Origin of the sequence: Streptomyces sp. cg40 (assembly GCF_050320165.1) — a bacterium.
Classification (GTDB): domain Bacteria; phylum Actinomycetota; class Actinomycetes; order Streptomycetales; family Streptomycetaceae; genus Streptomyces; species Streptomyces hokutonensis.
In genome coordinates, this window is record NZ_CP190128.1 from 9,447,549 (window position 1) to 9,472,165 (window position 24,617).

The window sequence follows — 24,617 nt, forward strand, 5'->3', positions numbered from 1 at the left end:
GCCGCCTAACGTCCGTGGACATGGCTCTGGCAACGCGGACGGACCGACGGCCGTCGATGGCGCGCACGGTGTGGGACAGCTCCGTCGGCAAGAAGACAGTGATGGCCGTCAGCGGCCTGATCATGCTGCTGTACCTGGTCGTCCACATGATCGGGAACCTGAAGATCTTCTTCGGCGCGGGCGAGTTCAACCACTACGCCCACTGGCTGCGCACCGTCGGCGAACCCTTCATGCACTACGAGTGGACGCTCTGGCTGATCCGGATCGTCCTCGTCGTCGCCGTCGTCGCGCACGCCGTCTCCGCGTACCAGCTCAGCCGCCGCGACATCAGGGCACGCCCCAGCAAGTACGTGCACAGGAAACCCCGGGCGACGTACGCCACCCGCACCATGCGCTGGGGCGGGATCATCCTCGCCCTGTTCATCGTCTGGCACATCCTCGACCTGACCACCGGGACCGTGCACTCCGGCGGCTTCCAGGAGGGCCACCCGTACCAGAACGTCGTGGACACCTTCTCCACCTGGTACGGCGACACCATCTACATCGTCGCGATGCTTGCCCTCGGCCTGCACGTCCGGCACGGATTCTGGAGCGCGGCCCAGACCCTCGGCGCGGGCAGCCGCAGCCGCGACCGCGCCCTGAAGACCATCGCCAATGTCCTCGCACTGCTGCTCACGGCCGGCTTCATCGCCGTCCCCGTGGGCGTCATGACCGGAGTGGTGAGCTGAAATGACCCTGGAATACGCGGACTTCACGACCGGCGAACCCGTCACCGACACCAAGGCGCCCACCGGCCCCATCAACGAGCGCTGGGACACCCGCCGTTTCGAGGCGAAACTCGTCAACCCCGCCAACCGGCGCAAACACACGGTGATCGTCGTCGGCACCGGCCTCGCGGGCGGCTCCGCCGGCGCCACCCTCGCCGAACAGGGCTACCACGTAGTCCAGTTCTGCTATCAGGACTCTCCGCGCCGCGCCCACTCCATCGCCGCCCAGGGCGGTATCAACGCGGCGAAGAACTACCGCAACGACGGCGACTCCGTCCACCGCCTCTTCTACGACACCGTCAAGGGCGGCGACTTCAGGGCGCGGGAGTCCAACGTCCACCGCCTGGCGCAGATTTCGGTGGAGATCATCGACCAGTGCGTGGCACAGGGCGTGCCGTTCGCGAGGGAGTACGGCGGCCTGCTCGACACCCGCTCCTTCGGCGGCGTGCAGGTGTCCCGCACCTTCTACGCCCGGGGCCAGACAGGGCAGCAGCTCCTCCTCGGCGCCTACCAGGCGCTCTCCCGGCAGATCGCCGCCGGGAACATCGAGATGCACCCGCGCACCGAGATGCTCGACCTGATCGTCATCGACGGCAAGGCACGCGGGATCGTGGCACGCGATCTCGTCAGCGGCCGTATCGACACGTACTTCGCGGACGCGGTCGTCCTCGCCAGCGGCGGCTACGGCAACGTCTTCTACCTGTCGACGAACGCCATGAACTCCAACGCGACCGCCGTCTGGCGGGCCCACCGGCGTGGCGCGCTCTTCGCCAACCCGTGCTTCACGCAAATCCATCCGACCTGTATCCCGCGCACCGGCGAGCACCAGTCCAAGCTGACGCTGATGAGCGAGTCGCTGCGCAACGACGGCCGCATCTGGGTGCCGAAGGCAAAGGGCGACGAGCGCCCGCCGAGCCAGATCCCCGAGGACGAGCGCGACTACTACCTGGAGCGCATCTACCCGTCCTTCGGCAACCTGGTGCCCCGCGACATCGCCTCCCGGGCCGCCAAGAACGTCTGCGACGAGGGCAGGGGAGTGGGTCCCGGCGGACAGGGCGTCTACCTCGACTTCGCCGACGCCATACGGCGGTTGGGCCGCAAGGCCGTCGAGGAGAAGTACGGCAACCTCTTCGACATGTACGCCCGGATCACCGCCGAGGACCCGTACACGGTCCCCATGCGGATCTACCCCGCCGTGCACTACACGATGGGCGGCCTCTGGGTCGACTACGACCTCCAGACCACGATCCCCGGCCTGTTCGCGATCGGCGAGGCCAACTTCTCCGACCACGGCGCCAACCGCCTCGGCGCCTCCGCGCTGATGCAGGGCCTCGCCGACGGCTACTTCGTGCTCCCGGCGACCATCAACGACTACCTCGCGCGCCATCCCGGACACGAGGAGATCGACCTCCAACACCCCGCCGTACAGGAGGTGTTGGCCGAGACCGAGGACCGCATCAACCTGCTGCTGGCAGTGGACGGCGACCGCACCCCGGACTCCTTCCACCGCGAACTCGGCGAACTCATGTGGGAGTTCTGCGGAATGGCCCGCACCGACAGCGGACTGCGCAAGGCACTGGAGCGCATCCCGCAGATCCGCGAGGAGTTCTGGCGGCGGATCAAGGTCCCGGGTACGGGCGAGGAGTTCAACCAGTCGCTGGAGAAGGCGAACCGCGTCGTCGACTACCTCGAACTCGCCGAGCTGATGTGCCTCGACGCGCTCAACCGCGCCGAGTCCTGCGGCGGCCACTTCCGCGAGGAGTCGCAGACCCCGGACGGCGAAGCGGCGCGCAGGGACGAGGAGTTCGGCTACGCGGCCGCCTGGGAGTTCACCGGCACCGGCTCATCTCCCGTACTGCACAAGGAAGACCTGGTCTTCGAGTACGTCCACCCCACTCAGCGGAGCTACGCATGAAGCTCACCCTGCGCGTCTGGCGGCAGCGCAACGCCGACGCCGAAGGCGCCATGTCCACCTACCAAGTGGACGGAATCTCCTCCGACATGTCCTTCCTGGAGATGCTCGACACCCTCAACGAGGAACTCATCCTCAAGGGAGAGGACCCGGTCGCCTTCGACCACGACTGCCGCGAGGGCATCTGCGGCGCGTGCAGCCTCGTCATCAACGGCGACGCGCACGGCCCCGAGCGCACCACCACCTGCCAGCTCCACATGCGGTCCTTCCAGGACGGCGACACGATCGACATCGAGCCGTGGCGTGCCTCGGCCTTCCCAGTCGTCAAGGACCTCGTCGTGGACCGCTCGGCCTTCGACCGGATCATCCAGGCCGGCGGCTACATCACCGCGCCGACGGGCGCGGCCCCCGAGGCCCATGCCACACCGGTGCCGAAACCGGACGCCGACTCCGCCTTCGAGCACGCCGAGTGCATCGGCTGCGGGGCGTGCGTGGCCGCGTGCCCGAACGGCGCGGCGATGCTGTTCACCTCCGCCAAGGTCAACCACCTCAACGTCCTCCCGCAGGGCGCACCCGAGCGCGAGACCCGCGTCCTCGACATGGTGGCCCAGATGGACGACGAGGGCTTCGGCGGCTGCACCCTCGCCGGCGAGTGCGCCACCGCCTGCCCGAAGGGCATCCCGCTGGTCTCCATCACCAGCATGAACAAGGAGTGGCTCCGGGCGACCCGCAAGGTCGCCAAGCGCTGAACCGCCCCACGAACTCCCTTACGGGACAAGAACGTTCGCCGACAAGATGCGGACGGGCGGGACCGGGAGTGGTGCTCATCCCCGGTCCCGCCAGGCATCGCCCCCTCGGTAGGCTGCCCACATGATCTTCACAGGCAAGGGGAAGGCGCGGTTCCTCGACGCGGTGGCGGGCTTCGAGACCGCCGTGCGCCAGGGGGACGGCGAGCGTTCGCAGCAGGCGATGGAGGAGATAAAGCGGAACTTCGAGCACGCGCGGGACGACGATCTCGCCCAGGTCGGCCCGCGCCTGGCCGCACTGCTGCCGACGGTGCCGCCCGGGCCCCGCGCCCTGGTCGCCGTACTGATCGGCGCCTGTGTCGAGCGGGGCGCGGACGCCGGCGCCTGTGCGCCGCACATCTTCGAGGGACTGGCCGAAGTACTCGGTGTCGCCCAGGAGTTCAGCGCACGCTGGGCGGCGACCGGCGGCGGAGAATTCCCCGATCCCGACCCGGCCGCCCTCACCGAGGCCGCCCTCGAACGGGTCGGACAGGACGCCGCCGTCGGCTGGATCACCCTGCAACAGTGGGAGATGGCCTCCGTGGCCATGCTCAACCGCCCGGTGGTGCGCACCACACTCCGGGCCGAAACCCGCCTCGGTCTCCTGCGCGCCCTGCACGAGATACGGGAGGCGTCCGGCCACGACTTCAAATGCCTGCACCATGCCCTCCTCGTCCTCGACGACGAACCCCTCCTCGCCCTCCACCGCCCCACCGGCACCGGATATCTGCTCCGCATGACCGGCATCGGCGACACCTTCCAACTGCACACCCTCCTCGCCGACGTCCTCATCGGCGGCGGACACGTGCCGGGGGAGGCGCCCTCCGCGCAGGAGGCGGCCGTGTGCCGGGACGCCCCGGGGCAGGTGCCGACCACCGGATCCTTCAACCTCGTGACCCCGGACGGCGAATGGGTGTGGAACGAGGGAACTCCCACGGACATCCCGGTCGTTGAAGGCGTACGGGTGGTGGTCCTCGACCCGCCGCCGTACAAGCGGGGGTGGCCCGCCGGCCGGTTCTTCCCCGGGATGGCCGGTGACCTGGTGCTGGAGCGGGTGCTCGGCGCCGACGAGGCCCAGGAGTGGCTGGGGCGGTGCGCCCCGCCGAAGTGAGCGGCACACCCTGAGGGCCCGGGCGCGGGGACGCCGTTCAACAACCCCACATCCCTGCTCCGGGCACAGGTCACGCGCAGGACGCCCGGCATCGGAAGAACTGTTGCGACCGGACATACGGAACCGGCCAGCCAGTTCCTCCGCCGAACCCGGCCCGTGATCAGGGAGAGCCATGACCGGCGTTTCCACCCTCGACCGTCCCTCGCAGCCCGCCGCGCCGACCCGCTACACCGTCACGCTCGCCCGTGACGAGGACGACGTACGTGCCGCGCAGCGGCTGCGGCACGACGTCTTCGCCGGGGAGATGGGCGCCCACCTGTCCAGCCCGCAGCCCGGCCTGGACGTGGACGCCTTCGACGCCTACTGCGACCACCTCCTCGTCCGCGACACGGTCACCGGACAGGTGGTCGGCACCTACCGGCTGCTGCCGCCGGAGCGCGCCGCGGTCGCCGGACGGCTCTACTCGGAGAGCGAGTTCGACCTCGCCCCCCTCGACTCGATCCGCCCGGGCCTCGTCGAGGTCGGCCGCTCCTGCGTCCACCCCGACCACCGCGACGGCACGGTCATCGGCCTCATCTGGGCCGGCATAGCCCGCTACATGGTCGACCGCGGCCACGAATGGCTGGCCGGCTGCTGCTCCATCCCGCTCGCCGACGGCGGCGCCCTCGCCGCCGGCACCTGGGACCGGGTCAGCGCCAAGCACCTCGCCCCCGAGGAGTTCCGGGTACGCCCGCTGCTCCCCTGGAGCCCCGACGGCGTCACCCGCCCCGCCGACCGCGTCGAACTCCCGCCGCTGCTGCGCGGCTACGTCCGCCTCGGCGCCTGGGTCTGCGGCGAGCCCGCCCACGACCCGGACTTCGGGGTCGCCGACCTGTACGTGCTGCTGTCGATGCGCCGGGTCAACCCGCGCTATCTGCGGCACTTCCTCTCGCTCGTCCCGGCCTGATGAGCGTCTGGCTGCCCAGCGCGCCCTGCACCCCCAGGACGTGCATCGGGTCGACGGGGTCCGTCACGGCCGTACCGCGCGCCGTGCTGCGATTCGTGGCCGTACTGGTCGTGGTGGCCGTCGGGGCCGCCCTCACCCCCATCGGCGGGCGCATCCCGGCCCGCGTGGTGCGCTGGTGGTGCCGGACGATCGTCCGGGCCGCCGGCATCCGGCTCCGTATCACCGGCAGTACGACGCCCACCGGCGGGCTGCTGCTGGTCGCCAACCACATCTCGTGGCTGGACATCCCGCTGATGGCCGCCGTACGCCCGGCCCGCATGCTGGCCAAGGCCGAGATCCGGCACTGGCCCGTCGCCGGGACCCTCACCGCGGGCAGCGGCGCCCTGTTCATCGACCGTGACCGGCTGCGGGCCCTGCCCGAGGCGGTCGCCTCCATCGCGGGCGCCTTGCGCGCCGGCGGAGCGGTCGCCGTCTTCCCCGAGGGCAGCACCTGGTGCGGCCTGGCCCAGGGACACTTCCGGCGGGCCGTCTTCCAGGCCGCGCTGGACGCCGGCGTACCCGTCCAGCCGGTCGGCCTGCACTACGTCACGGACGGCGGTACGGCCAGCACAGCGCCCGCCTTCGTGGGCAGCGACTCGCTGCTCACCTCGGTGTGGCGGGTGGTGTCGACGCGCGGACTGGTCGCCGACGTCGAGGTGGGGGAGACCATAGCGCCCGGCAGCCACCCCGACCGCCGCTCCCTCGCCCATGCCGCGCAGACCGGGGTCTCGGGCCGGGCCCACCACCCGGACCACTGCACCTCGGTGGCGCGGACCCCGGTGAAAATTCGCAGGACGACGCGGAGGCGTCCTGCTAGCGTCGCGGCCATGAGGATCATCAGGCACACCGGCACCGCGACCGCGCGAGCGACCAGCTCGCCGGCCGCCGACGCCTGACTTCACCACCTCTCCCGGCGGCCGGAAACGGACCGCCGGGACGTGTCGTTTCCAGCCTCTGCGCAGGTCTCCCCGCGGTTCCTTTCCGGTCCCCACCCGACCAGAAGGACCCACCGCCATGAACGCCGACGACACCGTCCGCACCTTCCTCGACTTCTACCGCGAACGCGGACACGAGCCGATCACCGGCAGCACCCTGCTCCCACCGCCCTCCGACCCGGTCCTCTTCACCACCTCCGGCATGCACCCGCTCACGCCCTACCTCCAGGGCCGCCCCCATCCACAGGGCCGACGCCTGACCAACGTCCAGCGCTGTCTGCGCACCACCGACCTCGACGAAGTCGGCGACCCCACCCACCTCACCGTGTTCGAGATGCTCGGCTCCTGGTCGCTGGGCGACTACGGTCATCCGCAGAGCCTGCGCTGGGGGTACGAGCTGCTGCGGGACGGCTTCGGCATCCCGCGCGAGAAGCTGTATGTCACCGTCTTCGACACGGACCTCGAATCCCTGGAAACCTGGCGGGAGTTGGGCCTCCCCGTCGAGCCGACCCACGACGAGAACTGGTGGTCCAACGGACCGACCGGCCCCTGCGGCCCCGACTCCGAGATCTTCTTCTGGACCGGCGACGGCCCACCGGAGGGCAGCCCCACCACCGACTCGCGCTGGGTGGAGATCTGGAACCACGTGCACATGCGGTACGAACGTGGCGAGGACGGCGAACTCCTGCCGCTGCGGCAGGTCAACGTCGATACGGGCATGGGGTTGGAGCGGTTCGTCTCCGTCCTCCAAGGGTGCCGGTCGGTCTATGAGACGGATCTGTTCGAGCCGTGGATGCGGTTGGTTCCACCGCTGTGGGATCTGGACGAGCACTCGGTGCGGCTGGTCTGCGACCACCTGCGGTCGAGTGTCGTGGTCCTCGGCGACGGGGTACGGCCGTCCAACACCGGGCGCGGGTATGTCCTACGGCGGCTGGTGCGGCGGTTGCTCACGGTTTTGCGGCGCGAGGATCCCTCGCGCACGCTGGGTGATCTGCCGGGGGAGCTTGTCGAGCACACGCTCGACCACTTTCGGCAGTCGCTCGGGGGCGATGTCGTGCGGGATGTGCTGATGGACGAGGAGCGGGGGTTCGAGCGGCTTCTGGAGCGGGGGCGGCGGGTGTTGTCGCGGCCGGAGTTCCGGGGGCCGCTGAGTGAGGAGAACTACCGCTACCTGCACGACACTCATGGGTTGCCCCGTGAATTGGTCGACGGCCTGTGGGGTCAGGAGGTTGCCAGGGCCCTCCTCAAATAGGGGGCCGTAGCGCTCCCCGACGCCCCCGCCACCTCCCTCGGTCGGCCCGTCGCCACGATCCGGCCGGCGTCCAGGTCGATCACCCAGTCCGCGCCCGCCACCACCGCCATGTCGTGCTCGACCACGATCACGGTGTGGCCGGCGTCGACCAGTCCGTGGAGCTGGCGCAGCAGGACCTCGACGTCGGCCGGGTGGAGGCCGGTGGTCGGTTCGTCGAGGACGTAGAGGGTGTGGGTGCGTCGGGTGCGCTGCAACTCGCCTGCCAGCTTGATGCGTTGGGCCTCGCCGCCGGACAGCTCCGTGGCGGGCTGGCCCAGTCGGAGGTAGCCGAGGCCGACGTCGAGGAGTGTGGTGAGGCTGCGGCTCACGGCCGGGGTGTCCGCGTCCGCGAAGAAGTCCGCCGCGGCCTCCACCGTCAGGTCGAGGACCTGGGCGATGTTCCGTTCCCGGTACGTCACTTGGAGTGTCTCGGGGTTGTAGCGGGCGCCGCCGCAGTCCGGGCAGGGTGCGTAGGTGCTCGGGAGGAAGAGCAGTTCGACGCTGACGAATCCCTCGCCCTGGCAGGTCTCGCAGCGGCCGCCCGGCACGTTGAAGGAGAACCGGCCCACGCCGTAACGCCGTTGCCGTGCCTCGTCGGTGGCCGCGAAGACCTTGCGGACCACGTCGAAGAGGCCGGTGTAGGTGGCGAGGTTGGAGCGAGGGGTGCGGCCGATCGGCTTCTGGTCGACCGACACCAGCCGTCCCACGCCCGGCAGTTCCCCGGTGATCTCGCCGATGAGGGTCGACTTTCCGGAGCCCGAGACGCCCGTGACCGTGGTGAACACGCCCAACGGGAACTCCGCGGTCACGTCCCGCAGGTTGTGCCGGGTGACCGGGCCGACCTTCAACTCGCCCCAAGGGGAACGGACGTCGCGGGCGGGGGTCGGTGAGCGGTCGAAGAGGAAGCGGGCCGTCGCCGACTCCTTCACCTTCGCCAGGTCGGCGACCGGTCCGCTGTGCAGCACCCGCCCGCCGTGCTCGCCGGCCAGCGGGCCCACGTCCACCAGCCAGTCGGCGGCGCGCATGACGTCGAGGTGGTGCTCCACGACGAACACCGAGTTGCCTGCGGCCTTCAGCCGGTCCAGCACCGCGAGCAGGGCCTCGGTGTCGGCGGGGTGCAGTCCGGCGGACGGTTCGTCCAGGACGTACACGACACCGAACAGGCCGGAGCGCAACTGCGTTGCCAGGCGCAGGCGTTGGAGTTCGCCGGGGGAGAGGGTGGGGGTCGCGCGGTCCAGGCTGAGGTGGCCGAGGCCGAGTTCGAGGACGGGGGCGATGCGGGAGGTGAGGTTCTCGGTGAGGACGCGGGCCGCCTCCGAGGTACCGCCCAGCGTGCCCGCCAACTCCGCCAGCGGCAGCGCGGCCAGGTCGGCGATCGTACGGCCCGCGACGGTCACCGCCATGGACTCGGCGCGCAGCCTGCCGCCTCCGCAGAGCGGGCAGGGGGCGCTGGTCAGGAAGCGTTCCGCCTTGGCCCGGAGCGTGGGGCTCTTCGTGTCCGCGAAGGTCTTCATGACGTAGCGGCGGGCGCTCATGTACGTGCCCTGGTACGGGCGTTGGATGCGGTCGGAGTCCCGGACCGGATGGACCGTGACCACCGGCTGCTCGTCCGTGAACAGGATCCACTCCCGCTGTTCGGCGGGGAGCTCGCGCCACGGTACGTCGACGTCGTGGCCGAGGGTGTCGAGGATGTCGCGCAGGTTCTTGCCCTGCCAGGCGCCCGGCCAGGCGGCGACCGCGCCCTCACGGATCGAGAGCGAGGGGTCGGGGACCAGGGACTCCTCGGTCGTGCGGTGCACCCGGCCGAGGCCGTGACACTCGGGGCACGCGCCCGCCGCCGTGTTGGGGGAGAACGCGTTCGAGTCGAGGCGTCCGGCGCCGGGCGGGTAGTCGCCGGCGCGGGAGAACAGCATCCGCAGAGAGTTGGAGAGGTTGGTGACCGTGCCCACCGAGGAGCGGGACGTGGGCGTCGAGCGCCGCTGCTGGAGTGAGACGGCGGGCGGGAGGCCGGTGATCTCACCGACCTTCGGGGCGCCGATCTGGTGGATCAGCCTGCGGGCGTACGGCGCGACCGACTCGAAGTAGCGGCGCTGGGCCTCGGCGTAGATCGTGCCGAAGGCGAGGGACGACTTCCCGGAACCGGAGACGCCCGTGAACACGGCCAGCACGTCCCGCGGGATGTCGACGTCGACGCCCTGGAGGTTGTGCTCACGGGCGCCGCGGACGCGGACGTAGGGGCTGTGCATGACCCGGCGAGTCTATGCGACCCGGGCCGGGGACGCCCGCTGACCTGCGGGGGTGCGGCGGTGTCCGGGCTGTGCCACGTTGGAAGACACGGAAAGCGGTCGCCGCGGAGTCGCGTGTGTCCACCGTCCTGCGTCCGGCCAGGCCATATGCGCAGCCCTCCGGGAGACAGGTATGAGCAGGTATCGAGTCGCGCAGGTCGGCGTCGCGGGCGGCGGGTTCGAGCTCGTCGAGCGTGAGGTGCCGCAGCCGGGCCCCGGCCATGTGCGGATCGCCGTGGAGGCCTGCGGGATCTGCCACAGCGACACCTTCTTCGTCGACGCCGGGGTGCCCGGCGTGCGCTTCCCGCTAGTCACCGGGCACGAGATCGCCGGGCGGATCGACGCGCTCGGCGAGGGCACCTCGGACCGGGGGTGGCGGGTCGGCGACCGGGTGGCGGTCGGCTGGTTCGGCGGCAGCTGCGGCCACTGCACCCCTTGCCGCCAGGGCGACTTCATCGTCTGCGAGAACCTGAAGGTGCCCGGCTGGGCCTACGACGGCGGCTTCGCCGAGATGACGATCGCGCCCGTTGACGCGCTCGCCCGGATCCCCGAGGGCCTGTCGGCGAGTGCTGCCGCGCCCATGGGCTGCGCGGGCGTGACCACCTTCAACGGACTGCGGCGCAGCGCGGCGGGGCCCGGCGACCTGGTGGCCGTGCTCGGACTCGGCGGTCTCGGTCACCTGGGTGTGCAGTACGCGGTCGCGATGGGATTCGAGACCGTGGCGATCGCGCGCGGCGCCGAAAAGGCCGACTTCGCCAAGCAGTTGGGCGCGCACCACTACGTCGACAGCACGGCGGACACCGAAGTCGCCGAGGCGCTGCGGGCGTTGGGCGGAGCGAAGATGGTGCTGGCCACCGCGGGCAACGCCGACGCCGCCGCGGCGACCGTGGAGGGGCTGAGGCCCCGAGGTGAGCTGGTGGTCGTCGGGGCGGACAACGCGCCGTTGGCGATCAGTCCGCTCCAACTCATCATGCCCGCCAAGGTGGTTCGGGGCCATCCGTCCGGCACCGCCCAGGACGTGCAGGACACGCTGGCCTTCAGCAGCCTGCACGGGATCCACCCGATGGTGGAGACCGTACCGCTGGAGCGGGCCGGCGAGGCCTATGAGCGGATGCTGTCCGGGGCGGCCCGCTTCCGGATGGTGCTCACCCCCTGAGCGAGGCCAGCCGCCGATAGGAGTCCAGCAGGGCTTCGCGGTCGTAGGTGCTGGTGGTGACGAGGACCTCGTCCGCGCCCGTCTCCTTCAGCACCGTCTCCAGCTCGTGGGCCACCTGCTCCTCGGTGCCCGCGAGCTGTCCGGTGAGCCCGGCCTCGTAGAAGCCGAACTCCTTGTCGGACATGGCCAGTTGCTCCACCCGCTCGGCGGGCGGCAGCGGCGGGAACGTGCCGTGGGTGCGCGAGTACGCCATCGACCAGGCCTCCGGTACGAGGAGTCGGCGGGCCGCCTCGGGGGTGGCGGCCACGGCGATCGTGCCCGAGATGACGACGTACGGCTGGGTGGCCCAGGGGGAGGGGCGGAAGCGGGCGCGGTAGTGGTCGATGCCGCGCCGCATCTTCTCCCGGTTGCGCAGGTCGCCGATCACCATCGGCAGCCCGGCCCGGGCGGCGATGTCGGCGCCCTCGCCCATCGCGAGCACGAACGGCGGGACGGCGAGGCCCTCCGAGGGCCGCGCGTGTGCGCCGGTCGGCGAGGTGCCCCGGAACCAGCCGAGCAGTTCGTCGAGTTGGCCGGCGAAGTCGTCGGCGTCGTCCTTGTCACGGTCCAAAGCCTTGCGCACGCCGTCCGTGAAACCGACCGAGCGGCCCAGGCCCATGTCGATCCGGCCCGGGAACAGCGACTCCAGCACCCCGAACTGCTCGGCCACGACCAGGGGTTGGTGGTTGGGCAGCATCACCCCGCCCGTCCCGACCCGGATGGACCGGGTGGCCGAGGCGACGGCGGCGGCCAGCACGGTCGGCGCGGAACCGGCGACCCCGGGCACACCGTGGTGCTCCGACACCCAGAACCGGTGATAGCCCAGCTCCTCCACCTCCCGCGCCAGCCGCACGGTGTCGCGCAGCGCCTCGGCGGGCGGATGGCCCTCGCGGGTGCGGGACCGGTCCAAAACGGAGAACGGGGTCGAGGCGATCAGGGAGCTCACATGGTGTTCAACGTCCGCCGGCCCCCGGCATTCCCCGGGGCGGGCGGAGCGCTCACCGGCGGGACCGCACGCGTGCGTCCCGCGGCGGGTCGATGAACTGCAACTCCAGCGTGACGGGCGGCTCCGCGAGCCCCGGCCCGCCCGCCGCCGCCCACTCCAGTACTTCCTCCGTGCAGTCGTCGTCCATCGCGAACCCGACCCAGGTCGGCCGCCCGCCGGCCCGTCTCCCTGCGGCCGACGGCTGGACCACGATCACGTTGGCCTGGTCGCACGGGCCGAGGCAGTCCGTCGTACGCACCGCGAAACCGTGCTCGGCCGCACCCGACCGCAGCCGTTCCAACTGCCAGGCGTGGTCCGTGCCCGGGTGCTTGCGCGGGTCGCCGCAGCAGCAGCCCCGGCAGACGACCAGGGTGCAGGGCCGTTCTCGGGCGGCTCCTATGAGGAACGTACGGGGTGCGGGAGTTGGGGCAGCCATACGAGAAGCATGAGGCCAGGGCCTCGGGCGGTCGCCGCCGGGGTGCGGGGGCTGTCTATGGTGGCCCGGTGACGACAGCTGACAGCAGGCGACCCCTCGCCGTGTTCGACCTCGACAACACCCTCGCCGACACGGCCCACCGGCAGCGGTTTCTGGAGAACAAGCCGCGCGACTGGGACGGCTTCTTCGGCGCCGCGTCCCAGGACCCGCCGTTGGCGGAGGGTGTCGCGCTCGCGCTGGAGTGCGCCGAGGAGTGCGAGGTCGTCTATCTGACCGGTCGGCCCGAGCGCTGCCGGCGCGACACGCTCGACTGGCTCGCCGCACAGGGGCTGCCCGACGGGCGGGTCTTCATGCGGCGCAACGACGACCGCAGGCCCGCCCGCCGCACCAAGCTGGAGATCCTCAAGCGGCTCGCCCGGGACCGGGACATCCGGGTTCTCGTGGACGACGACGAGCTGGTGTGCGACGACGCCGAGCGTGCCGGGTTCAGGGTCGTACGAGCCCGTTGGACCGTTCCATCCGCCGCGCTGGAGGCGGCGCAGGAGGGGGAGGGCCGGACCTGAGGGGACGGTGGTGCCTGCTCCCCCCTCCTCTCGCCTTGACGCATTCCCATATCGGCATACGATGGCTGTATGGCACGAGCAGCGACGACGTCGGACGTCTTCAACGCGATCGCCGAGCCGCAGCGCCGGGAGATCCTGGCGCTGCTGCGGGCGGGCGAGCGGCCGGTGACCGAGTTGGCGCACGAGCTGGGGATGAGCCAGCCGGGGGCGTCCAAGCATCTGCGGGTGCTCCGGGAGGTAGGCCTGGTGCGGGTCCGCGAGGCGGGCAAGCAGCGGCTGTACGGCCTGGACGCCCGCGGGCTGCGGCCCGTCCACGAGTGGGCCGGCGGATTCGAGCGGTTCTGGAACGAGAGTTTCGACCGGCTCGACACCTATGTGCAGGACCTCAAGCAGGCACGGCAGGAGGACTGACCGATGGCAGGGACAAGGCAGGAAACGGGGGCGGGGGCGGAGTCGGCCACGGCCGAGCGGGAGATCGTGATCTCCCGGGTCGTCGACGCGCCCCGGGAGCTGGTGTTCGAGGCCTTCACCGAGGTCCGGCATCTGTCGCGGTGGTGGGGGCCGGACGGGTTCACCACCACCACGCGGTCCTTCGAGTTCCGCGAGGGCGGGGAGTGGGTCTTCGTGCTGCACGGGCCCGACGGGACCGACTACTCCGAGTGGATCCGCTGGACGCGGATCGTCCCGCCGGAGCGGATCGAGCTGCTGCACGGTGAGACCCGCGACGACCCGAACGCCTTCGAGTCGGTCCTGGCCTTCACGCCGGCCGGCGCCGCGACCCGGATCGTCATGCGCACGCTGTTCCCGACCAAGGAACTGCGTGACGAGGCGGCCGAGAAGTACCACGCGATCGAGGGCGGCGAGCAGACCCTCGGCCACCTGGCGGCCTACGTCACCGAGCTCGCGCGGAAGGGGGCGGAGGGCTGATGGCCGGCAAGGTGTTCTTCAGCGTGTCGATGTCGCTGGACGGCTTCGTCGCGCCCGAGTCCGTGCCCGATGAGCTCACGCTCTTCGCGCCCGAGAGACGGGACGACCCGGACGTCCGGCGCTGGCTGGGGCAGTGGACCGAGCTGCAGCAGTGGGTGTTCCCGCTGCGGTTCTTCCGGGAGAACGCGAAGCTGGGCGAGGGCGGTGAGGAGGGCGTCGACAACGACATCGCGCGGGCGACGTTCGAGCGCACCGGCGCGAGCGTCATGGGCAGGCGCATGTTCGACCTCGGCGAGCAGTCCTGGCCGGAGGAGGCGCCCTTCCACACCCCGGTCTTCGTGGTGACGCACAGCAAGCGCGACCCGTGGGAGCGGCCCGGCGGCACCACGTTCCACTTCGTCGACGACGGCGTCGAGCACGCCCTCGACCGGGCCCGCGAGGCCGCCGGCGACCGCGACGTCCGCATCGCGGGCGGCGGCGCGACGATCCTGGAGTACCTGAACGCGGGCCTGGTCGACGAGTTCTCGATCGCGCTGGCACCGGTGCTCTTCGGCACCGGCACCCGGCTGTTCGACGGCGTGGACCGGTCCAGGATCGCGCTGGAGCCGGTCCGCGCGCAGCCGTCGTCGCGGGTGACGCACCTGACCTACGCGGTGCGCCGACGGTAGCTCCGGCCGTCAGTCCTCGTCCTCGATGCGGAAGCCGACCTTCAGACCGACCTGGTAGTGCTCGATCTGCCCGTTCTCGATCTGGCCCCTGACCTGCGTCACCTCGAACCAGTCGAGGCTGCGCAGGGTCTGCGCGGCGCGGGCGACGCCGTTGCGGATGGCCTGGTCGATGCCCTCGTGAGAGGTGCCGACGATCTCGGTGACCCGGTACGTGTGGTTGGACATGCGGGTACTCCTCTCGGCCGTGACGGGCGCGTCACGCGTCACTCCACCGTGCCCCAAGGTGCGGCGGTACGCGAGACGGCCCGTCACACGAGGTCAGCGCACCACGCTCAGTGACAGCGCGAAGCGGCCCTCCCGGTCGGTCCACCAGTGGGCCAACTCCAGCCCGGCCGCCGCCAGTTCGCTCCGCACGCCCTCCTTGCGGAACTTCGCGGAGATCTCGGTGCGCAGTTCCTCGCCGGCCGCGAAGTCGACGGCGAGATCGAGCGCCGGGATCTTCACGGTCTGGTCCGTGCGGGACCGCAGCCGCATCTCGATCCACTCGTTGCCGGCGTCCCAGAGGGCCACGTGGTCGAAGGCGGCGGTGTCGAAGTCGGCGCCCAGTTCGCGGTCGACCACGGTCAGGACGTTCTTGTTGAACGCGGCCGTCACCCCGGCCGCGTCGTCGTACGCCCTGACCAGGACCTCCTCGTCCTTGACCAGGTCCGTGCCCAGCAGCAGCGCGTCGCCGGGCGAGAGCAGCGCGCGGAGACCGGCGAAGAACGGGGCGCGTTCGGCCGGCAGCAGATTGCCGATCGTGCCGCCCAGGAACGCCAGCAGGCGCGGTCCCGGTGTCTCCGGGAGCGTGATCGCGCCGGTGAAGTCGGCGATCAGGGCGTGCACGTCGAGACCCGGGCGCTCCGCGATGAGGGCGTGCCCGGCCTGGGTGAGCGCGCTCTCGCTGACGTCGACCGGGACGTACAGGGCCAGGCCGGGGAACGCGTCGAGGAGGTGGCGCGTCTTGTCCGAGGAGCCGGAGCCCAGCTCGACGAGCGTCCGGGCGCCGGTCGCGGCGGCGATCTCGTCGGCCCGGTCGACGAGGATCTCGCGTTCCGCGCGGGTCGGGTAGTACTCGGGCAACTCGGTGATCCGCTCGAAGAGTTCGCTGCCGTGGGCGTCGTAGAACCACTTCGGCGGGAGGGTCTTCGGGGTGCGGGTGAGGCCGTGCAGGACGTCGGCGCGCAGGGCCGCGTCGGTGGCGTCCTCGGGCAGGGTGCGGGTGAGAAGGAACGGGCTCACGTGCGGGGCTCCTTCGGTGGTGCGAGGTCTTTCAGGGGGGTGAGGAGGACCTCGGCGCGGTTCGCGGTGAGCAGAGTGCGGTCGGGGACCTCCTGCCAGTGCGGGTCGTCGTCGTAGGGCTCGGAGGCCACGACCGTGCGACGGCCGGGCTCGGAGAGGTACCAGAGGGAGTCGCCCCAGGCTGTCGCGGCGATCGAATCGCCGTTGGTGAGAAGGAGGTTGAGCCGGGAGCCGGGGGCGGCGTGGGCCACCTCCACCACCGTGTCGGCCAGTGCCTGGCCCTCCTCGTCGCCCGCCCGCAGCCGGGCGAGGACCAGCGCCCAGACCAGCGCCGAGTCGCAGCGGGCCTCCAGGGACAACAGGTCGACCGGCGGCAGGCGTTGGGCCAGTGCGGCGAGCGTCTGGGGCCAGCCCGTGACGGCGCCGTTGTGGCTGAACAGCCAGGGGCCCGCGGCGAACGGCGCCGCCGCGGCCTCCCCGTCCGCGCCCGCGAACGTCGCGTCCCGTACGGCGGCCAGCAGCGCCCCCGTACGGACCACGCGGGCCAGGTCGGCGAAGGACTGGTCGCCCCAGATGGGTACGGCCCGCCGGTAGCGGCCCGGCACCGGGTCGCCCTCGGCGTACCAACCCACCCCGAAACCATCGGCGTTGACCGTCCCGTGCCGCTGCCGGCGCGGCTCCCAGGACTGGCGGTACAGGCTGTGCTCCGGGTCCACGAGGAGCCGGCCGAGCGGCTCCTCGGGTCCCAGGTACGCCAGATGACGGCACATCAGACGGCCCCCGAGCGGGCCGTGCGGAATCCGGAGAAGATCTGCCGCCGGATCGGATAGTCCCAGTTGCGGAACGTGCCCCGGCAGGCCACCTCGTCCACCGCGAACGAACCGCCGCGCAGCACCTTGTACTCGGGGCCGAAGAACACCTCCGAGTACTCCTTGTACGGGAACGCCCTGAACCCCGGGTAGGGCAGGAAGTCGCTCGACGTCCACTCCCACACGTCACCGATCAACTGCCGTACGCCCAGCGGTGATTCGCCCGCCGGACAGCTGCCCGCGGGTGCCGGGCGGAGGTGGCGCTGGCCGAGGTTGGCGTGCTCGGGGGCCGGGTCGGCGTCGCCCCACGGGTAGCGCATCGAGCGGTCGTTCACCGGGTCGTGGCGGGCCGCCTTCTCCCACTCCGCCTCGGTGGGCAGCCGGCGTCCGGCCCAGCGGGCGTAGGCGTCCGCCTCGTACCAGCACACGTGCAGGACGGGCTCGTCGAGCGGCACGGCCTCCGTCGCGCCGAAGTGGCGCCGCAGCCACTGCTTGCCGTCCTTGCGCCAGAACAGCGGCGCGACAACGGAGTTGCGGCGGATGTGCGCCCAGCCGTCCTTGGTCCACCAGCGCGGGTCGTCGTAGCCGCCGTCCTCGATGAACGCCAGATACGCGCCGTTGGTCACCGGGGTCGTGTCGATGTAGAAGGGGGCCACCTCGCGCCGGTGCGCGGGCTTCTCGTTGTCCAGGGCCCACGGCTCGCTGGAGGTGCCCATCGTGAACGGGCCGCCGGGGACGAGGACTTCGGCCGGGCCGGTGAACAGCGGTACCGGTTCCGGGTCCGGAGCCGTCAACGCCTGTGGTCCGGTGCGGAGCTGATGGGTGATCAACATCGTTTCGTCGTGCTGCTGTTCGTGCTGGGCTACCATCCCGAAGGCGAAACCCGCCTCCGTCAGCCGCGTCCCGCGGAACGTCGAGTCGGCCAGGACGTCCGTCACCCGGCCGCGCACCTCGGCCGCGTACTGCCGGGCCTCCGCGGGCGGCAGCAGCGGCAGCGAGGGGCGTTCGGAGCGCGGGTGCTCGAACGCGTCGTAGAGGCCGTCGATCTCGGGGCGCATCGCGTCCCGGCCGCCGACGGCGCGCAGCAGCCACAGCTCCTCCTGGTTGCCGATGTGTGCGAGGTCCCAGACCAGCGGGGACATCAACGGCGAGACCTGTGCGGTGAGTTCGGGCTCGTCCACGCAGCTCGTCAGGAGCGTGGTGCGGTCCCGGGCCGTGGTGAGGGTGGTCAGCGCCCGTTCCCTGAGCGCCTCGATATCGATGTCATCGACGGTGGTGTCGGCGTCGGTCATGTGCGGATGTCCTTCCCGTGCGGGCGGCTGTCCGTGCCACGCACGCGGTCGAGCAGATCGTCGGCGGGGCAGCGGCCCCGGATGACATAGCGGTCGAAGTACGCGCGGACGGCGTCCACGACCTCGGCGCTCGCGCCCAGCCGAGGCAGCGCCTCCAGCGCCGTCGCGAAGCACACGAGCGCCACCTCGTGCAGCTCCGGGTCGGACAGTCCGTAGCGGGCCGCGTCGATCCACAGCGGATTGTGCGGCGCGGGCAGCCCCAGGGACCGTTCGGCCAGCGGCTTCACGGCCCGGTACGCCGTCTCGGCGGCCTCCGGGTCGTCGAACAGCGCCGTCGTCACCGCGAGCGGCACGATCCAGCCGTCGTCCCCGGGCTGCGCGTCGATCATGCGCAGTTCGAGATGACCGCGCGGTCTGACCGGCGGGAACAGGGTCGTGAGGTGATAGTCGAGGTCGTCACGGGTCGGGGGCGTGGACGAACGGGTCCACTCCCGGAACGTCAGCCCCTCGGGCACGTCCCACGGGCCGTCCTCGCGCCGGACGCACATCACCGGCGAGTCGAGCACGTGCTCGGCCCAGGCGCCGCGCGGTTCCGCGTCCAGCGGGGGCGCGCCCGCCCGGCCGGGGCCTATCTCCATCCAGATCAGCTGCCGGGAGGAACGCCAGCCCGTGGGGCTGCGGCCGACCAGCGGGGAGTTGGCGAACGCGGCCACCAGCACCGCGCCCAGCTGGTGCGCCAGCCACCAGCGCCGCCCGTGGCCGAGCGGCCCAGGCTCCTCGTAGCCCGCGTCCAGGCACACCTGCACGGACGCCGAGGTGCACATCATGCGGCGGCCGGCGGGGCCGGTGCGATCGAGGCAGCGCTCCATCGCGTCGTAGCGCGGCTCGTGCAGGAACCGGCGAGGCGGGTGCCAGGGGTCGTGGCCGACGCCGACCAGCCCCAGGTTGTCGCGGGCCAGCACCGTGCGGACGGTGTCGAGGTCTTCGGAGACGGAACCGATGCACTCCATCAGGGAGGCGGCGGGCGACGAGCTGAGTTCCAGCTGGCCGCCGGGCTCGACGGTGAGCGCCGACCTCAGGTGCACGGTCTTCAATGCGGCGTAGGCCGCTTCGAGCCGTTCGGGTGTCACGGGGAGCTGCGGCAGCCGCAGCTCGTGGACGAGCCATTCCACTTCGACCCCGAGGGTTCGGGGCGGACCGGTCTTGAAGCAGATGCCCCTGACCAGGGCCTCCACCTCGGGTTCGGTGACCGCGGTACGGGGCTTCGTACAGTCGCTACAGTCACTTGCCGTATCGGACATGTCGGGATCCTCCTGAGATTCCACCATGCCACCGGCCCGGTTTCGGTTGAGCCCGGGTCGGCACACTCGTACCACCCAAGACCCTCGCGGCGAGTCGCACAAGGGTGCGTATTGCCGCGTTCGGGATCGGTAATCTCCGGTTCGCCGGCCGTTCGCGGAGCCCGGAAACTCCGTTGCACCGCACGACCAGCATCGCTCACGATGGATGCATGAGCACGACGGGGGAGAACACGGGGGAGATCGCGGGGCGCGCTCTCATGGCGTACACGGGGGTTATGCCATGAGCGCGCGCCTGCGCGGTATCGCGCAGGAGACCGAGCAGATCGTGGCGGCCGGGGGGTACCGCACGGCGGACGGGCGCGAGGTGTCCGTCGCGGACCGGATCGAGGCGGCCCGGGCGGGTACGAGCCTGCACGGACCGGAACCGGTGCGCATACCGGAGTTCCCGCCGGTGGACACGTCCATCGAGGTCACGGGCGAGAGCAGCCTGGAGGCCGCCCGCCGGATCACCGGCCCGGTGGCCGTCCTGAACTTCGCCTCGGCCCGGAACCCGGGCGGCGGCTTCCTCAACGGCGCGCAGGCCCAGGAAGAGGCCCTGTGCCGCGCCTCCGCGCTGTACACCTGCCTGCTAGAAGCCCGCGGTTTCTACGACCACCACCGCGCCCACCGCGACCCGTTCTACACGGACCGGGTCATCCACTCACCGGCCGTCCCCGTCTTCCGCGACGACAAGGGCCGCCTCCTGGACGAGCCGTACAGCGCGGGCTTCCTGACCGCCGCCGCTCCGAACGCGGGGGTCGTGCTGCGCACGGCACCGGAGCGCGCGGCCGAGCTGCCGGGTGCCGTCGCCGTACGCGCGGAGCGGGTGCTGGAGACGGCGCTCGCGCACGGTTACCGGCGGCTGGTCCTCGGGGCCTGGGGCTGTGGGGTGTTCCAGAACGACCCGGCACAGGTCGCGGGCGCCTTCCGCGCGCTGCTCGGGCCGGGCGGACGGTTCGCCGCGGCCTTCGAGCACGTCGTGTTCGGCGTCCTGGACCGCACACCGGGTGCCACGGTCCGGGACGCCTTCGTACGAGCCTTTCCGGAGCGTCAGCTCCAGAAGTAGCCGCTCAGGTCCAGCCGTAGCGCTCGTGCAGCCGGTGGCGGACGAGGTTGAAGCGCATCTGGTCGATGGCGCACGCCTCGCGGCGCATGCCGTCCTCGTGCAGGCGCAGGACGCGGTCCACGTCGACCCAGGAGTCGCGGCCCGACTTGTCCCACGGGCCGTTGCCGATCGCCACCCACTCGCGGTCTGCGTCGTGCCGCTTGCTGGAGAGCTGGACGGCGAGCAGCGTCCCGCCGGGCTCACGGGCCACGACGAGCACCGGGCGGTCCTTGCCCCGGCCGTCGTTCTCCTCGAACGGCACCCAGGTCCAGACGATCTCACCGGGGTCGGGGTCCCCGTCGTGCGCGGGGGAGTACTCGGTACGCACCTTGCCGACCTCGCGCGGGTCGGCCTCGGTGGTGGCGGAGGGGCCGAAGCGGCCCGGGACGTTCTCATCGGTAAACGCGGTCACGGGGGGCACCTTAGAGGGTGTCCCCCGTGCTCCGTGCGTCAGCCTCCCGTTGACGTCACTTCTCGTCCTTCTCCACCGGCACCTTCTGCGACGGCGGTGCCACGCTCCCGTTGAGGGCCGAAGTCCCGTTCGGGGCCTGCCCGTTCTCGTTCATCGTGGCCAGCAGCTGGCGGGCCAGACCGAGTCCGGCACCGCCCATGGTGAGCGCCTTGGCGAGCATCTCCGCCATGCCGTCGGCCCCGTTGAGGACCACCATGTTGTCGACGCTGCCGAACGCGGACGCGCCGGCCCGTACGATCTCCGGCCAGTTCTCGGCGAGTTGCTGCGCGACCACCGCTTCCTGGTTCTCGGCGAGGGCCGCGGCCCGCGCCTTGATGGCCTCCGCCTCGGCGAGACCCTGGGCCCGGGTCGCCTCGGCGGCGGCCAGACCCTTGGCCTGTGCGGCGGCGGCCTCGGCCTCACCGGTGGCCCTGGTCGCCGTGGCGGCGGCGGCACCGCGTGCCTGGGTCGCCTCGGCCTCGGCGTTCGCGGCCGTCTTGATCCGGCTCGCCTCCGCCAGGGCCGCCAACTCGGTCTCCTTCGCCTTGGCCTGCGCGGCGGAGATCCGCGCGTCACGTTCGGCCTCGGCACGGGCCCGGGTCTCGTAGGCCTGGGCGTCCGCGGGCTTGCGGACGTCCGCCTGGAGCTGCTGTTCCCGGCGCAGCGCGTCGAGTTCGGCGATCCGGGTCTCCTGGACGACGACGTCCTGCCGGGCGGCGGCGTCCGCGAGCGGTCCGGCCTGCCGGGCCTTCGCCGCCGCCTTGTCGCGCTCGGCCTGGTAGCCGGCCTGGAGGATCTCGCTGTCCCGGGTGGCCTCCGACATCCGTGCCGCGGCCTTCTGCTCGGCCTCGGTGGCAAGCCGGTTGGCCTCGGCCTGCGCGATGCGCGCGTCCCGCTGGACGGCCGCCGCGTGCGGCATCGCGAGGTTCTTGATGTACCCGGTCGGGTCCTCGATCTCGTGGATCTGCAGCGAGTCCACGATCAGACCCAGCTTCTCCATCTCCGTGCCGCACGCGGCACGGGTCTGGCCGGTCAGTTTCTCCCGGTCGCGGATCATGTCCTCGACCGTCAACCCGCCCACGATGGACCGGAGATGACCGGCGAAGACGTTGTGCACCCGCTCCGACATCATCTTCTGCTGGTCGAGGAAACGACGGCCCGCGTTGGCGATCGACACGAAGTCGTCGCCCACCTTGAAGATGACCACGCCCCGCACCTTGAGCGGAATGCCCTGGGTGGTCACACAATCCACGTGCAGTTCGGTCTCGTTGAGGTCCAGCGAGATCTTGCGCACCGCCTGCACACCCGGCAGCACCAGCGTGCCGCGCCCCGTGACGATGCGGAACCCCATGCCCTCTTCGAGGCCTTCGGTACGGTGTTTCGAGCCGGAGATGATGAGTGCCTCGTTGGGCTCGGCCACCCGCCACATCGACTTGAACAGACCGATCATTACGAGGACGGCGACAACCGCCACCCCCGCTACGACGCCGATGACCATCGGCATACGCCCCCTTGTGATGGTGCCCTTTCGGCACCGAACGAAGGGAGTGTGCGCCTGTGCGACACCCGGGTACAGACGTTGACGGATCCTTGTTGCAATCTTGACGCGAACGCCCTTGAAACGGCTCTCACCTGCGGGGGAGCACGCTCAACTGTCGTACGCCGCCGTTACGTAGACGGTACGCGGCGGAAGATATTCCACGACCATCACCACCGTGCCCCGCTCGATCCGGTCGGCGCCGGCGGCGGCGTACGCGAGGAAGTGCTCGGCGCCGCCGCGCACCCGGACGATCACCTCACCGACGAGCCCGGGTCCGACCGTTCCGGTGACCCGCCCCATCAGCCCGACCATCGAAGCGTCTTCCATGGTCACAGGGTACGGGCCGAACCGGGCTGTGCCGCCGGGGAATCCGTGCCGATCGGCTCCGGCCACCGCTCGTGCCAGCGCAGCTCCGCCTCCAGTCGGGCGGCCAGTGACAGCAGCAGCGGTTCGCTGTTCGCCGGGCCCAACAGCTGGGCGCCGACCGGGAGTCCGTCCGCGACGAACCCGGCGGGGACGTTGACACCGGGCCAGCCGAGGATGTTCCACGGCCAGGCGTACGGACAGGCGGCGATCATCGCGCGGTCGGTGGCCAGGCCGTCCAGGTCGAGCATCGCGCCGACCAGGGGCGGGGGAGCGGCAGTTGTGGGTGCGAGGACCAGGTCGTACCTCCCGAAGAACGCGCCGAACCGGTCGTGCAGGTGCGCCTCCGCGCGGCGCGCCGCCCGCAGCGGGGCCCCGCCGAGCAGCCGGCCGAGGCGGGCGGCCTCCAGGGTGCGGCGGTCGAGGAGTTCGGGATGCGGTGCCTCGCGGACCCGCTCGGCGAGACCGACGGTGGCCCGGGGGAGGAAGGTCAGCCCGATCTGGCCGTAGGGCGGATCGTCCTCCACGACCCTGTGGCCCAACTGAGCCAGTTTCTCCGCGAGTTCGAGGATCCGAGCCCGTACCTCAGGTCGCAGCCGGGCCGGCAGCGCGGTGAACGGCGGCTTCAGGGAGAGCGCGATGCGCAGCCGGCCGGGGTCGCGCCCCACGGCTTCGGACATTCCCGACGCGGGCGGCCGGTGCGGGTCCTGGGCGTGATTGCCGCTCGCCGCGTCCAGCAGCAGGGCCGCGTCCGCGACCGTACGGGCGAGGACGCCGTTGACCGTGATGCCCTGGAAGGACTCCCCGCGCGGCCAGGTCGAGATACGGCCGCGCTGCGGTTTGACGCCGACGAGGTGGGTCCAGGCGGCGGGGATGCGCACCGACCCGGCGCCGTCCGAGCCGAGCGCGGCCGGGACCAGTCCCGCCGCGACGGCCGCTGCCGAGCCGCCGGACGAACCCCCGGGCGTATGAAGGGAGTTCCACGGATTGCGGGTCGCGCCGAACGCCGGCCCCTCGGTGAACGGCCACTGCCCGAGTTCGCAGGTGTTGGTCTTCCCGACGATCACGGCACCGGCCGCCCGCAGCCGTCGTACCGCCTCCCCGTCCTCGGCCGCCGGCGGGAACTCGCCCCGGCAGCCGAACGCGGTCGGCTCGCCCGCCACGTCCGTGTCGTCCTTGACGGCGACCGGCACCCCGAGCAGCAACTTGCTTGTCCCGGCGGCCAGTTCGCGGTCCGCCGCGTCGGCCTCGGCGAGCGCGGCCTCCCGCCGTACGACCCGAAAGGCGTTCAGGGAGGCCTGAGTCGCCTCGATCCGGGCCAGTGCCCGCTCGGTCAGGGTGCGTGACGTCACCTCGCCGGCGGCCAGCGCGCGGGCGGACTCGGCGAGGCCGGGGGAGCGGTCGGGCGTCATGGCGGCACCTCCGTGGCGCGTGGTCCACCGAACGGTAACGGCCGGAAGCCCGGTGTGGTGAGGATGCGGCAACTTCCCGCGTGGCGTGGACGGTTGGCCCTCCGCCACCAGATCCGCCACAGGCTTCCCACAGAGATCTTCCAGCACTGCGCAAACCATTGACGTGTTCCTGACCCACC

At 71.5% G+C, this 24,617-nt stretch carries 25 protein-coding genes; 13 read left to right on the plus strand and 12 right to left on the minus strand.

The window, feature by feature from the left end:
* The first annotated feature begins 56 nt into the window (after positions 1-56).
* The 7 genes from ACQHII_RS42635 (at position 57) to ACQHII_RS42665 (ending at position 7,747) form a co-directional block, all read left to right on the plus strand.
* A complete protein-coding gene (locus tag ACQHII_RS42635) occupies positions 57-728 on the plus strand; it encodes a succinate dehydrogenase (protein ID WP_427925532.1) in 672 nt (223 codons plus the stop codon).
* Position 729: 1 nt separating this feature from the next.
* Complete coding sequence (locus tag ACQHII_RS42640; protein ID WP_427924282.1) at positions 730-2,682, plus strand: fumarate reductase/succinate dehydrogenase flavoprotein subunit; 1,953 nt, start codon at positions 730-732, stop codon at positions 2,680-2,682.
* The gene (locus ACQHII_RS42645; protein ID WP_427924283.1) at positions 2,679-3,428 is read left to right on the plus strand and encodes a succinate dehydrogenase/fumarate reductase iron-sulfur subunit; all 750 of its coding nucleotides are present in this window, start codon (positions 2,679-2,681) and stop codon (positions 3,426-3,428) included. Before ACQHII_RS42640 ends, ACQHII_RS42645 begins: the two co-directional genes overlap by 4 nt.
* Positions 3,429-3,549: 121 nt before the next feature.
* Positions 3,550-4,575 carry a hypothetical protein gene (locus tag ACQHII_RS42650; protein ID WP_427924284.1) on the plus strand — a complete coding sequence of 342 codons (1,026 nt, stop codon included), beginning with the start codon at positions 3,550-3,552 and terminating at the stop codon, positions 4,573-4,575.
* A 172-nt stretch (positions 4,576-4,747) separates the two neighbouring features.
* Positions 4,748-5,521 (plus strand): GNAT family N-acetyltransferase, encoded by a 774-nt coding sequence (locus ACQHII_RS42655; RefSeq protein ID WP_427924285.1) that lies wholly within the window; start codon positions 4,748-4,750, stop codon positions 5,519-5,521.
* The gene (locus ACQHII_RS42660; RefSeq protein ID WP_427924286.1) at positions 5,521-6,456 is read left to right on the plus strand and encodes a lysophospholipid acyltransferase family protein; all 936 of its coding nucleotides are present in this window, start codon (positions 5,521-5,523) and stop codon (positions 6,454-6,456) included. Before ACQHII_RS42655 ends, ACQHII_RS42660 begins: the two co-directional genes overlap by 1 nt.
* 118 nt (positions 6,457-6,574) lie before the next feature.
* A complete protein-coding gene (locus ACQHII_RS42665) occupies positions 6,575-7,747 on the plus strand; it encodes an alanine--tRNA ligase-related protein (RefSeq protein ID WP_427924287.1) in 1,173 nt (390 codons plus the stop codon).
* On the opposite strand, the gene ACQHII_RS42670 is transcribed toward ACQHII_RS42665, so the two are convergent.
* On the minus strand, positions 7,717-10,032 hold the full coding sequence (locus ACQHII_RS42670; protein WP_427924288.1) for an ATP-binding cassette domain-containing protein: 2,316 nt from the start codon (positions 10,030-10,032) through the stop codon (positions 7,717-7,719). The genes ACQHII_RS42665 and ACQHII_RS42670 overlap by 31 nt on opposite strands.
* Positions 10,033-10,204: 172 nt before the next feature.
* Here ACQHII_RS42670 and ACQHII_RS42675 point away from each other — a divergent pair, with 172 nt between their 5' ends.
* A complete protein-coding gene (locus tag ACQHII_RS42675; protein ID WP_427924289.1) occupies positions 10,205-11,227 on the plus strand; it encodes an alcohol dehydrogenase catalytic domain-containing protein in 1,023 nt (340 codons plus the stop codon).
* Here ACQHII_RS42675 and ACQHII_RS42680 read toward each other — a convergent pair.
* Together ACQHII_RS42680 and ACQHII_RS42685 are read right to left on the minus strand one after the other, a co-directional pair.
* Positions 11,217-12,212: an LLM class flavin-dependent oxidoreductase gene (locus ACQHII_RS42680; protein ID WP_427924290.1), complete on the minus strand. Its 996-nt coding sequence runs from the start codon at positions 12,210-12,212 to the stop codon at positions 11,217-11,219. The genes ACQHII_RS42675 and ACQHII_RS42680 overlap by 11 nt on opposite strands.
* A gap of 52 nt (positions 12,213-12,264) precedes the next feature.
* Positions 12,265-12,687: a (2Fe-2S) ferredoxin domain-containing protein gene (locus ACQHII_RS42685; RefSeq protein ID WP_427924291.1), complete on the minus strand. Its 423-nt coding sequence runs from the start codon at positions 12,685-12,687 to the stop codon at positions 12,265-12,267.
* Positions 12,688-12,755: 68 nt separating this feature from the next.
* Here ACQHII_RS42685 and ACQHII_RS42690 point away from each other — a divergent pair, with 68 nt between their 5' ends.
* From ACQHII_RS42690 to ACQHII_RS42705, 4 genes are all read left to right on the plus strand, one after another.
* Entirely contained in the window at positions 12,756-13,250 is a 495-nt protein-coding gene (locus ACQHII_RS42690) for an LNS2 domain-containing protein (RefSeq protein ID WP_427924292.1), read from the plus strand.
* A 69-nt stretch (positions 13,251-13,319) separates the two neighbouring features.
* Positions 13,320-13,661, plus strand: coding sequence for an ArsR/SmtB family transcription factor (locus ACQHII_RS42695; RefSeq protein WP_019068355.1), 342 nt, complete (start codon positions 13,320-13,322; stop codon positions 13,659-13,661).
* A gap of 3 nt (positions 13,662-13,664) precedes the next feature.
* On the plus strand, positions 13,665-14,177 hold the full coding sequence (locus tag ACQHII_RS42700; protein WP_427924293.1) for an SRPBCC family protein: 513 nt from the start codon (positions 13,665-13,667) through the stop codon (positions 14,175-14,177).
* Complete coding sequence (locus ACQHII_RS42705) at positions 14,177-14,845, plus strand: dihydrofolate reductase family protein (RefSeq protein WP_427924294.1); 669 nt, start codon at positions 14,177-14,179, stop codon at positions 14,843-14,845. The genes ACQHII_RS42700 and ACQHII_RS42705 overlap by 1 nt, the downstream gene beginning before the upstream one ends.
* 9 nt (positions 14,846-14,854) lie before the next feature.
* Here ACQHII_RS42705 and ACQHII_RS42710 read toward each other — a convergent pair whose 3' ends face one another.
* The 5 genes from ACQHII_RS42710 to egtA form a co-directional block, all read right to left on the minus strand.
* A complete protein-coding gene (locus tag ACQHII_RS42710; RefSeq protein WP_019068358.1) occupies positions 14,855-15,070 on the minus strand; it encodes a dodecin in 216 nt (71 codons plus the stop codon).
* Positions 15,071-15,163: 93 nt separating this feature from the next.
* Positions 15,164-16,126, minus strand: coding sequence for an L-histidine N(alpha)-methyltransferase (egtD, locus tag ACQHII_RS42715; RefSeq protein WP_427924295.1), 963 nt, complete (start codon positions 16,124-16,126; stop codon positions 15,164-15,166).
* Complete coding sequence (egtC, locus tag ACQHII_RS42720; RefSeq protein ID WP_427924296.1) at positions 16,123-16,896, minus strand: ergothioneine biosynthesis protein EgtC; 774 nt, start codon at positions 16,894-16,896, stop codon at positions 16,123-16,125. Before egtC ends, egtD begins: the two co-directional genes overlap by 4 nt.
* Positions 16,896-18,227, minus strand: a complete 1,332-nt coding sequence (gene egtB / locus ACQHII_RS42725; RefSeq protein WP_427924297.1) for an ergothioneine biosynthesis protein EgtB — start codon at positions 18,225-18,227, stop codon at positions 16,896-16,898. Before egtB ends, egtC begins: the two co-directional genes overlap by 1 nt.
* Positions 18,224-19,528 carry an ergothioneine biosynthesis glutamate--cysteine ligase EgtA gene (gene egtA, locus ACQHII_RS42730; protein WP_427924298.1) on the minus strand — a complete coding sequence of 435 codons (1,305 nt, stop codon included), beginning with the start codon at positions 19,526-19,528 and terminating at the stop codon, positions 18,224-18,226. The genes egtB and egtA overlap by 4 nt, the downstream gene beginning before the upstream one ends.
* Before the next feature lie 280 nt (positions 19,529-19,808).
* Between egtA and ACQHII_RS42735 the strand changes: the two genes are divergently transcribed.
* Complete coding sequence (locus ACQHII_RS42735) at positions 19,809-20,633, plus strand: TIGR02452 family protein (protein WP_427924299.1); 825 nt, start codon at positions 19,809-19,811, stop codon at positions 20,631-20,633.
* Between the two features lie 4 nt (positions 20,634-20,637).
* Here ACQHII_RS42735 and ACQHII_RS42740 read toward each other — a convergent pair whose 3' ends face one another.
* The 4 genes from ACQHII_RS42740 to ACQHII_RS42755 form a co-directional block, all read right to left on the minus strand.
* A complete protein-coding gene (locus tag ACQHII_RS42740; protein WP_019068365.1) occupies positions 20,638-21,084 on the minus strand; it encodes a type II toxin-antitoxin system PemK/MazF family toxin in 447 nt (148 codons plus the stop codon).
* Positions 21,085-21,139: 55 nt separating this feature from the next.
* A complete protein-coding gene (locus ACQHII_RS42745; RefSeq protein ID WP_427924300.1) occupies positions 21,140-22,627 on the minus strand; it encodes an SPFH domain-containing protein in 1,488 nt (495 codons plus the stop codon).
* 144 nt (positions 22,628-22,771) lie between these two features.
* Positions 22,772-22,990, minus strand: coding sequence for a hypothetical protein (locus ACQHII_RS42750; RefSeq protein ID WP_427924301.1), 219 nt, complete (start codon positions 22,988-22,990; stop codon positions 22,772-22,774).
* 2 nt (positions 22,991-22,992) lie between these two features.
* Complete coding sequence (locus ACQHII_RS42755) at positions 22,993-24,438, minus strand: amidase (RefSeq protein WP_427924302.1); 1,446 nt, start codon at positions 24,436-24,438, stop codon at positions 22,993-22,995.
* Positions 24,439-24,617 lie beyond the last annotated feature (179 nt).

Bases quoted from the DNA above. Each gene is read 5' to 3' on its own strand.
- ACQHII_RS42635 (WP_427925532.1), top strand. From the start codon at position 57: ATGGCGCGCACGGTGTGGGACAGCTCCGTCGGCAAGAAGACAGTGATG.
- ACQHII_RS42640 (WP_427924282.1), top strand. From the start codon at position 730: ATGACCCTGGAATACGCGGACTTCACGACCGGCGAACCCGTCACCGAC.
- ACQHII_RS42645 (WP_427924283.1), top strand. From the start codon at position 2,679: ATGAAGCTCACCCTGCGCGTCTGGCGGCAGCGCAACGCCGACGCCGAA.
- ACQHII_RS42650 (WP_427924284.1), top strand. From the start codon at position 3,550: ATGATCTTCACAGGCAAGGGGAAGGCGCGGTTCCTCGACGCGGTGGCG.
- ACQHII_RS42655 (WP_427924285.1), top strand. From the start codon at position 4,748: ATGACCGGCGTTTCCACCCTCGACCGTCCCTCGCAGCCCGCCGCGCCG.
- ACQHII_RS42660 (WP_427924286.1), top strand. From the start codon at position 5,521: ATGAGCGTCTGGCTGCCCAGCGCGCCCTGCACCCCCAGGACGTGCATC.
- ACQHII_RS42665 (WP_427924287.1), top strand. From the start codon at position 6,575: ATGAACGCCGACGACACCGTCCGCACCTTCCTCGACTTCTACCGCGAA.
- ACQHII_RS42670 (WP_427924288.1), bottom strand. From the start codon at position 10,032: ATGCACAGCCCCTACGTCCGCGTCCGCGGCGCCCGTGAGCACAACCTC.
- ACQHII_RS42675 (WP_427924289.1), top strand. From the start codon at position 10,205: ATGAGCAGGTATCGAGTCGCGCAGGTCGGCGTCGCGGGCGGCGGGTTC.
- ACQHII_RS42685 (WP_427924291.1), bottom strand. From the start codon at position 12,687: ATGGCTGCCCCAACTCCCGCACCCCGTACGTTCCTCATAGGAGCCGCC.
- ACQHII_RS42695 (WP_019068355.1), top strand. From the start codon at position 13,320: ATGGCACGAGCAGCGACGACGTCGGACGTCTTCAACGCGATCGCCGAG.
- ACQHII_RS42700 (WP_427924293.1), top strand. From the start codon at position 13,665: ATGGCAGGGACAAGGCAGGAAACGGGGGCGGGGGCGGAGTCGGCCACG.
- ACQHII_RS42705 (WP_427924294.1), top strand. From the start codon at position 14,177: ATGGCCGGCAAGGTGTTCTTCAGCGTGTCGATGTCGCTGGACGGCTTC.
- ACQHII_RS42710 (WP_019068358.1), bottom strand. From the start codon at position 15,070: ATGTCCAACCACACGTACCGGGTCACCGAGATCGTCGGCACCTCTCAC.
- egtC (WP_427924296.1), bottom strand. From the start codon at position 16,896: ATGTGCCGTCATCTGGCGTACCTGGGACCCGAGGAGCCGCTCGGCCGG.
- egtB (WP_427924297.1), bottom strand. From the start codon at position 18,227: ATGACCGACGCCGACACCACCGTCGATGACATCGATATCGAGGCGCTC.
- egtA (WP_427924298.1), bottom strand. From the start codon at position 19,528: ATGTCCGATACGGCAAGTGACTGTAGCGACTGTACGAAGCCCCGTACC.
- ACQHII_RS42735 (WP_427924299.1), top strand. From the start codon at position 19,809: ATGAGCGCGCGCCTGCGCGGTATCGCGCAGGAGACCGAGCAGATCGTG.
- ACQHII_RS42745 (WP_427924300.1), bottom strand. From the start codon at position 22,627: ATGCCGATGGTCATCGGCGTCGTAGCGGGGGTGGCGGTTGTCGCCGTC.
- ACQHII_RS42750 (WP_427924301.1), bottom strand. From the start codon at position 22,990: ATGGAAGACGCTTCGATGGTCGGGCTGATGGGGCGGGTCACCGGAACG.
- ACQHII_RS42755 (WP_427924302.1), bottom strand. From the start codon at position 24,438: ATGACGCCCGACCGCTCCCCCGGCCTCGCCGAGTCCGCCCGCGCGCTG.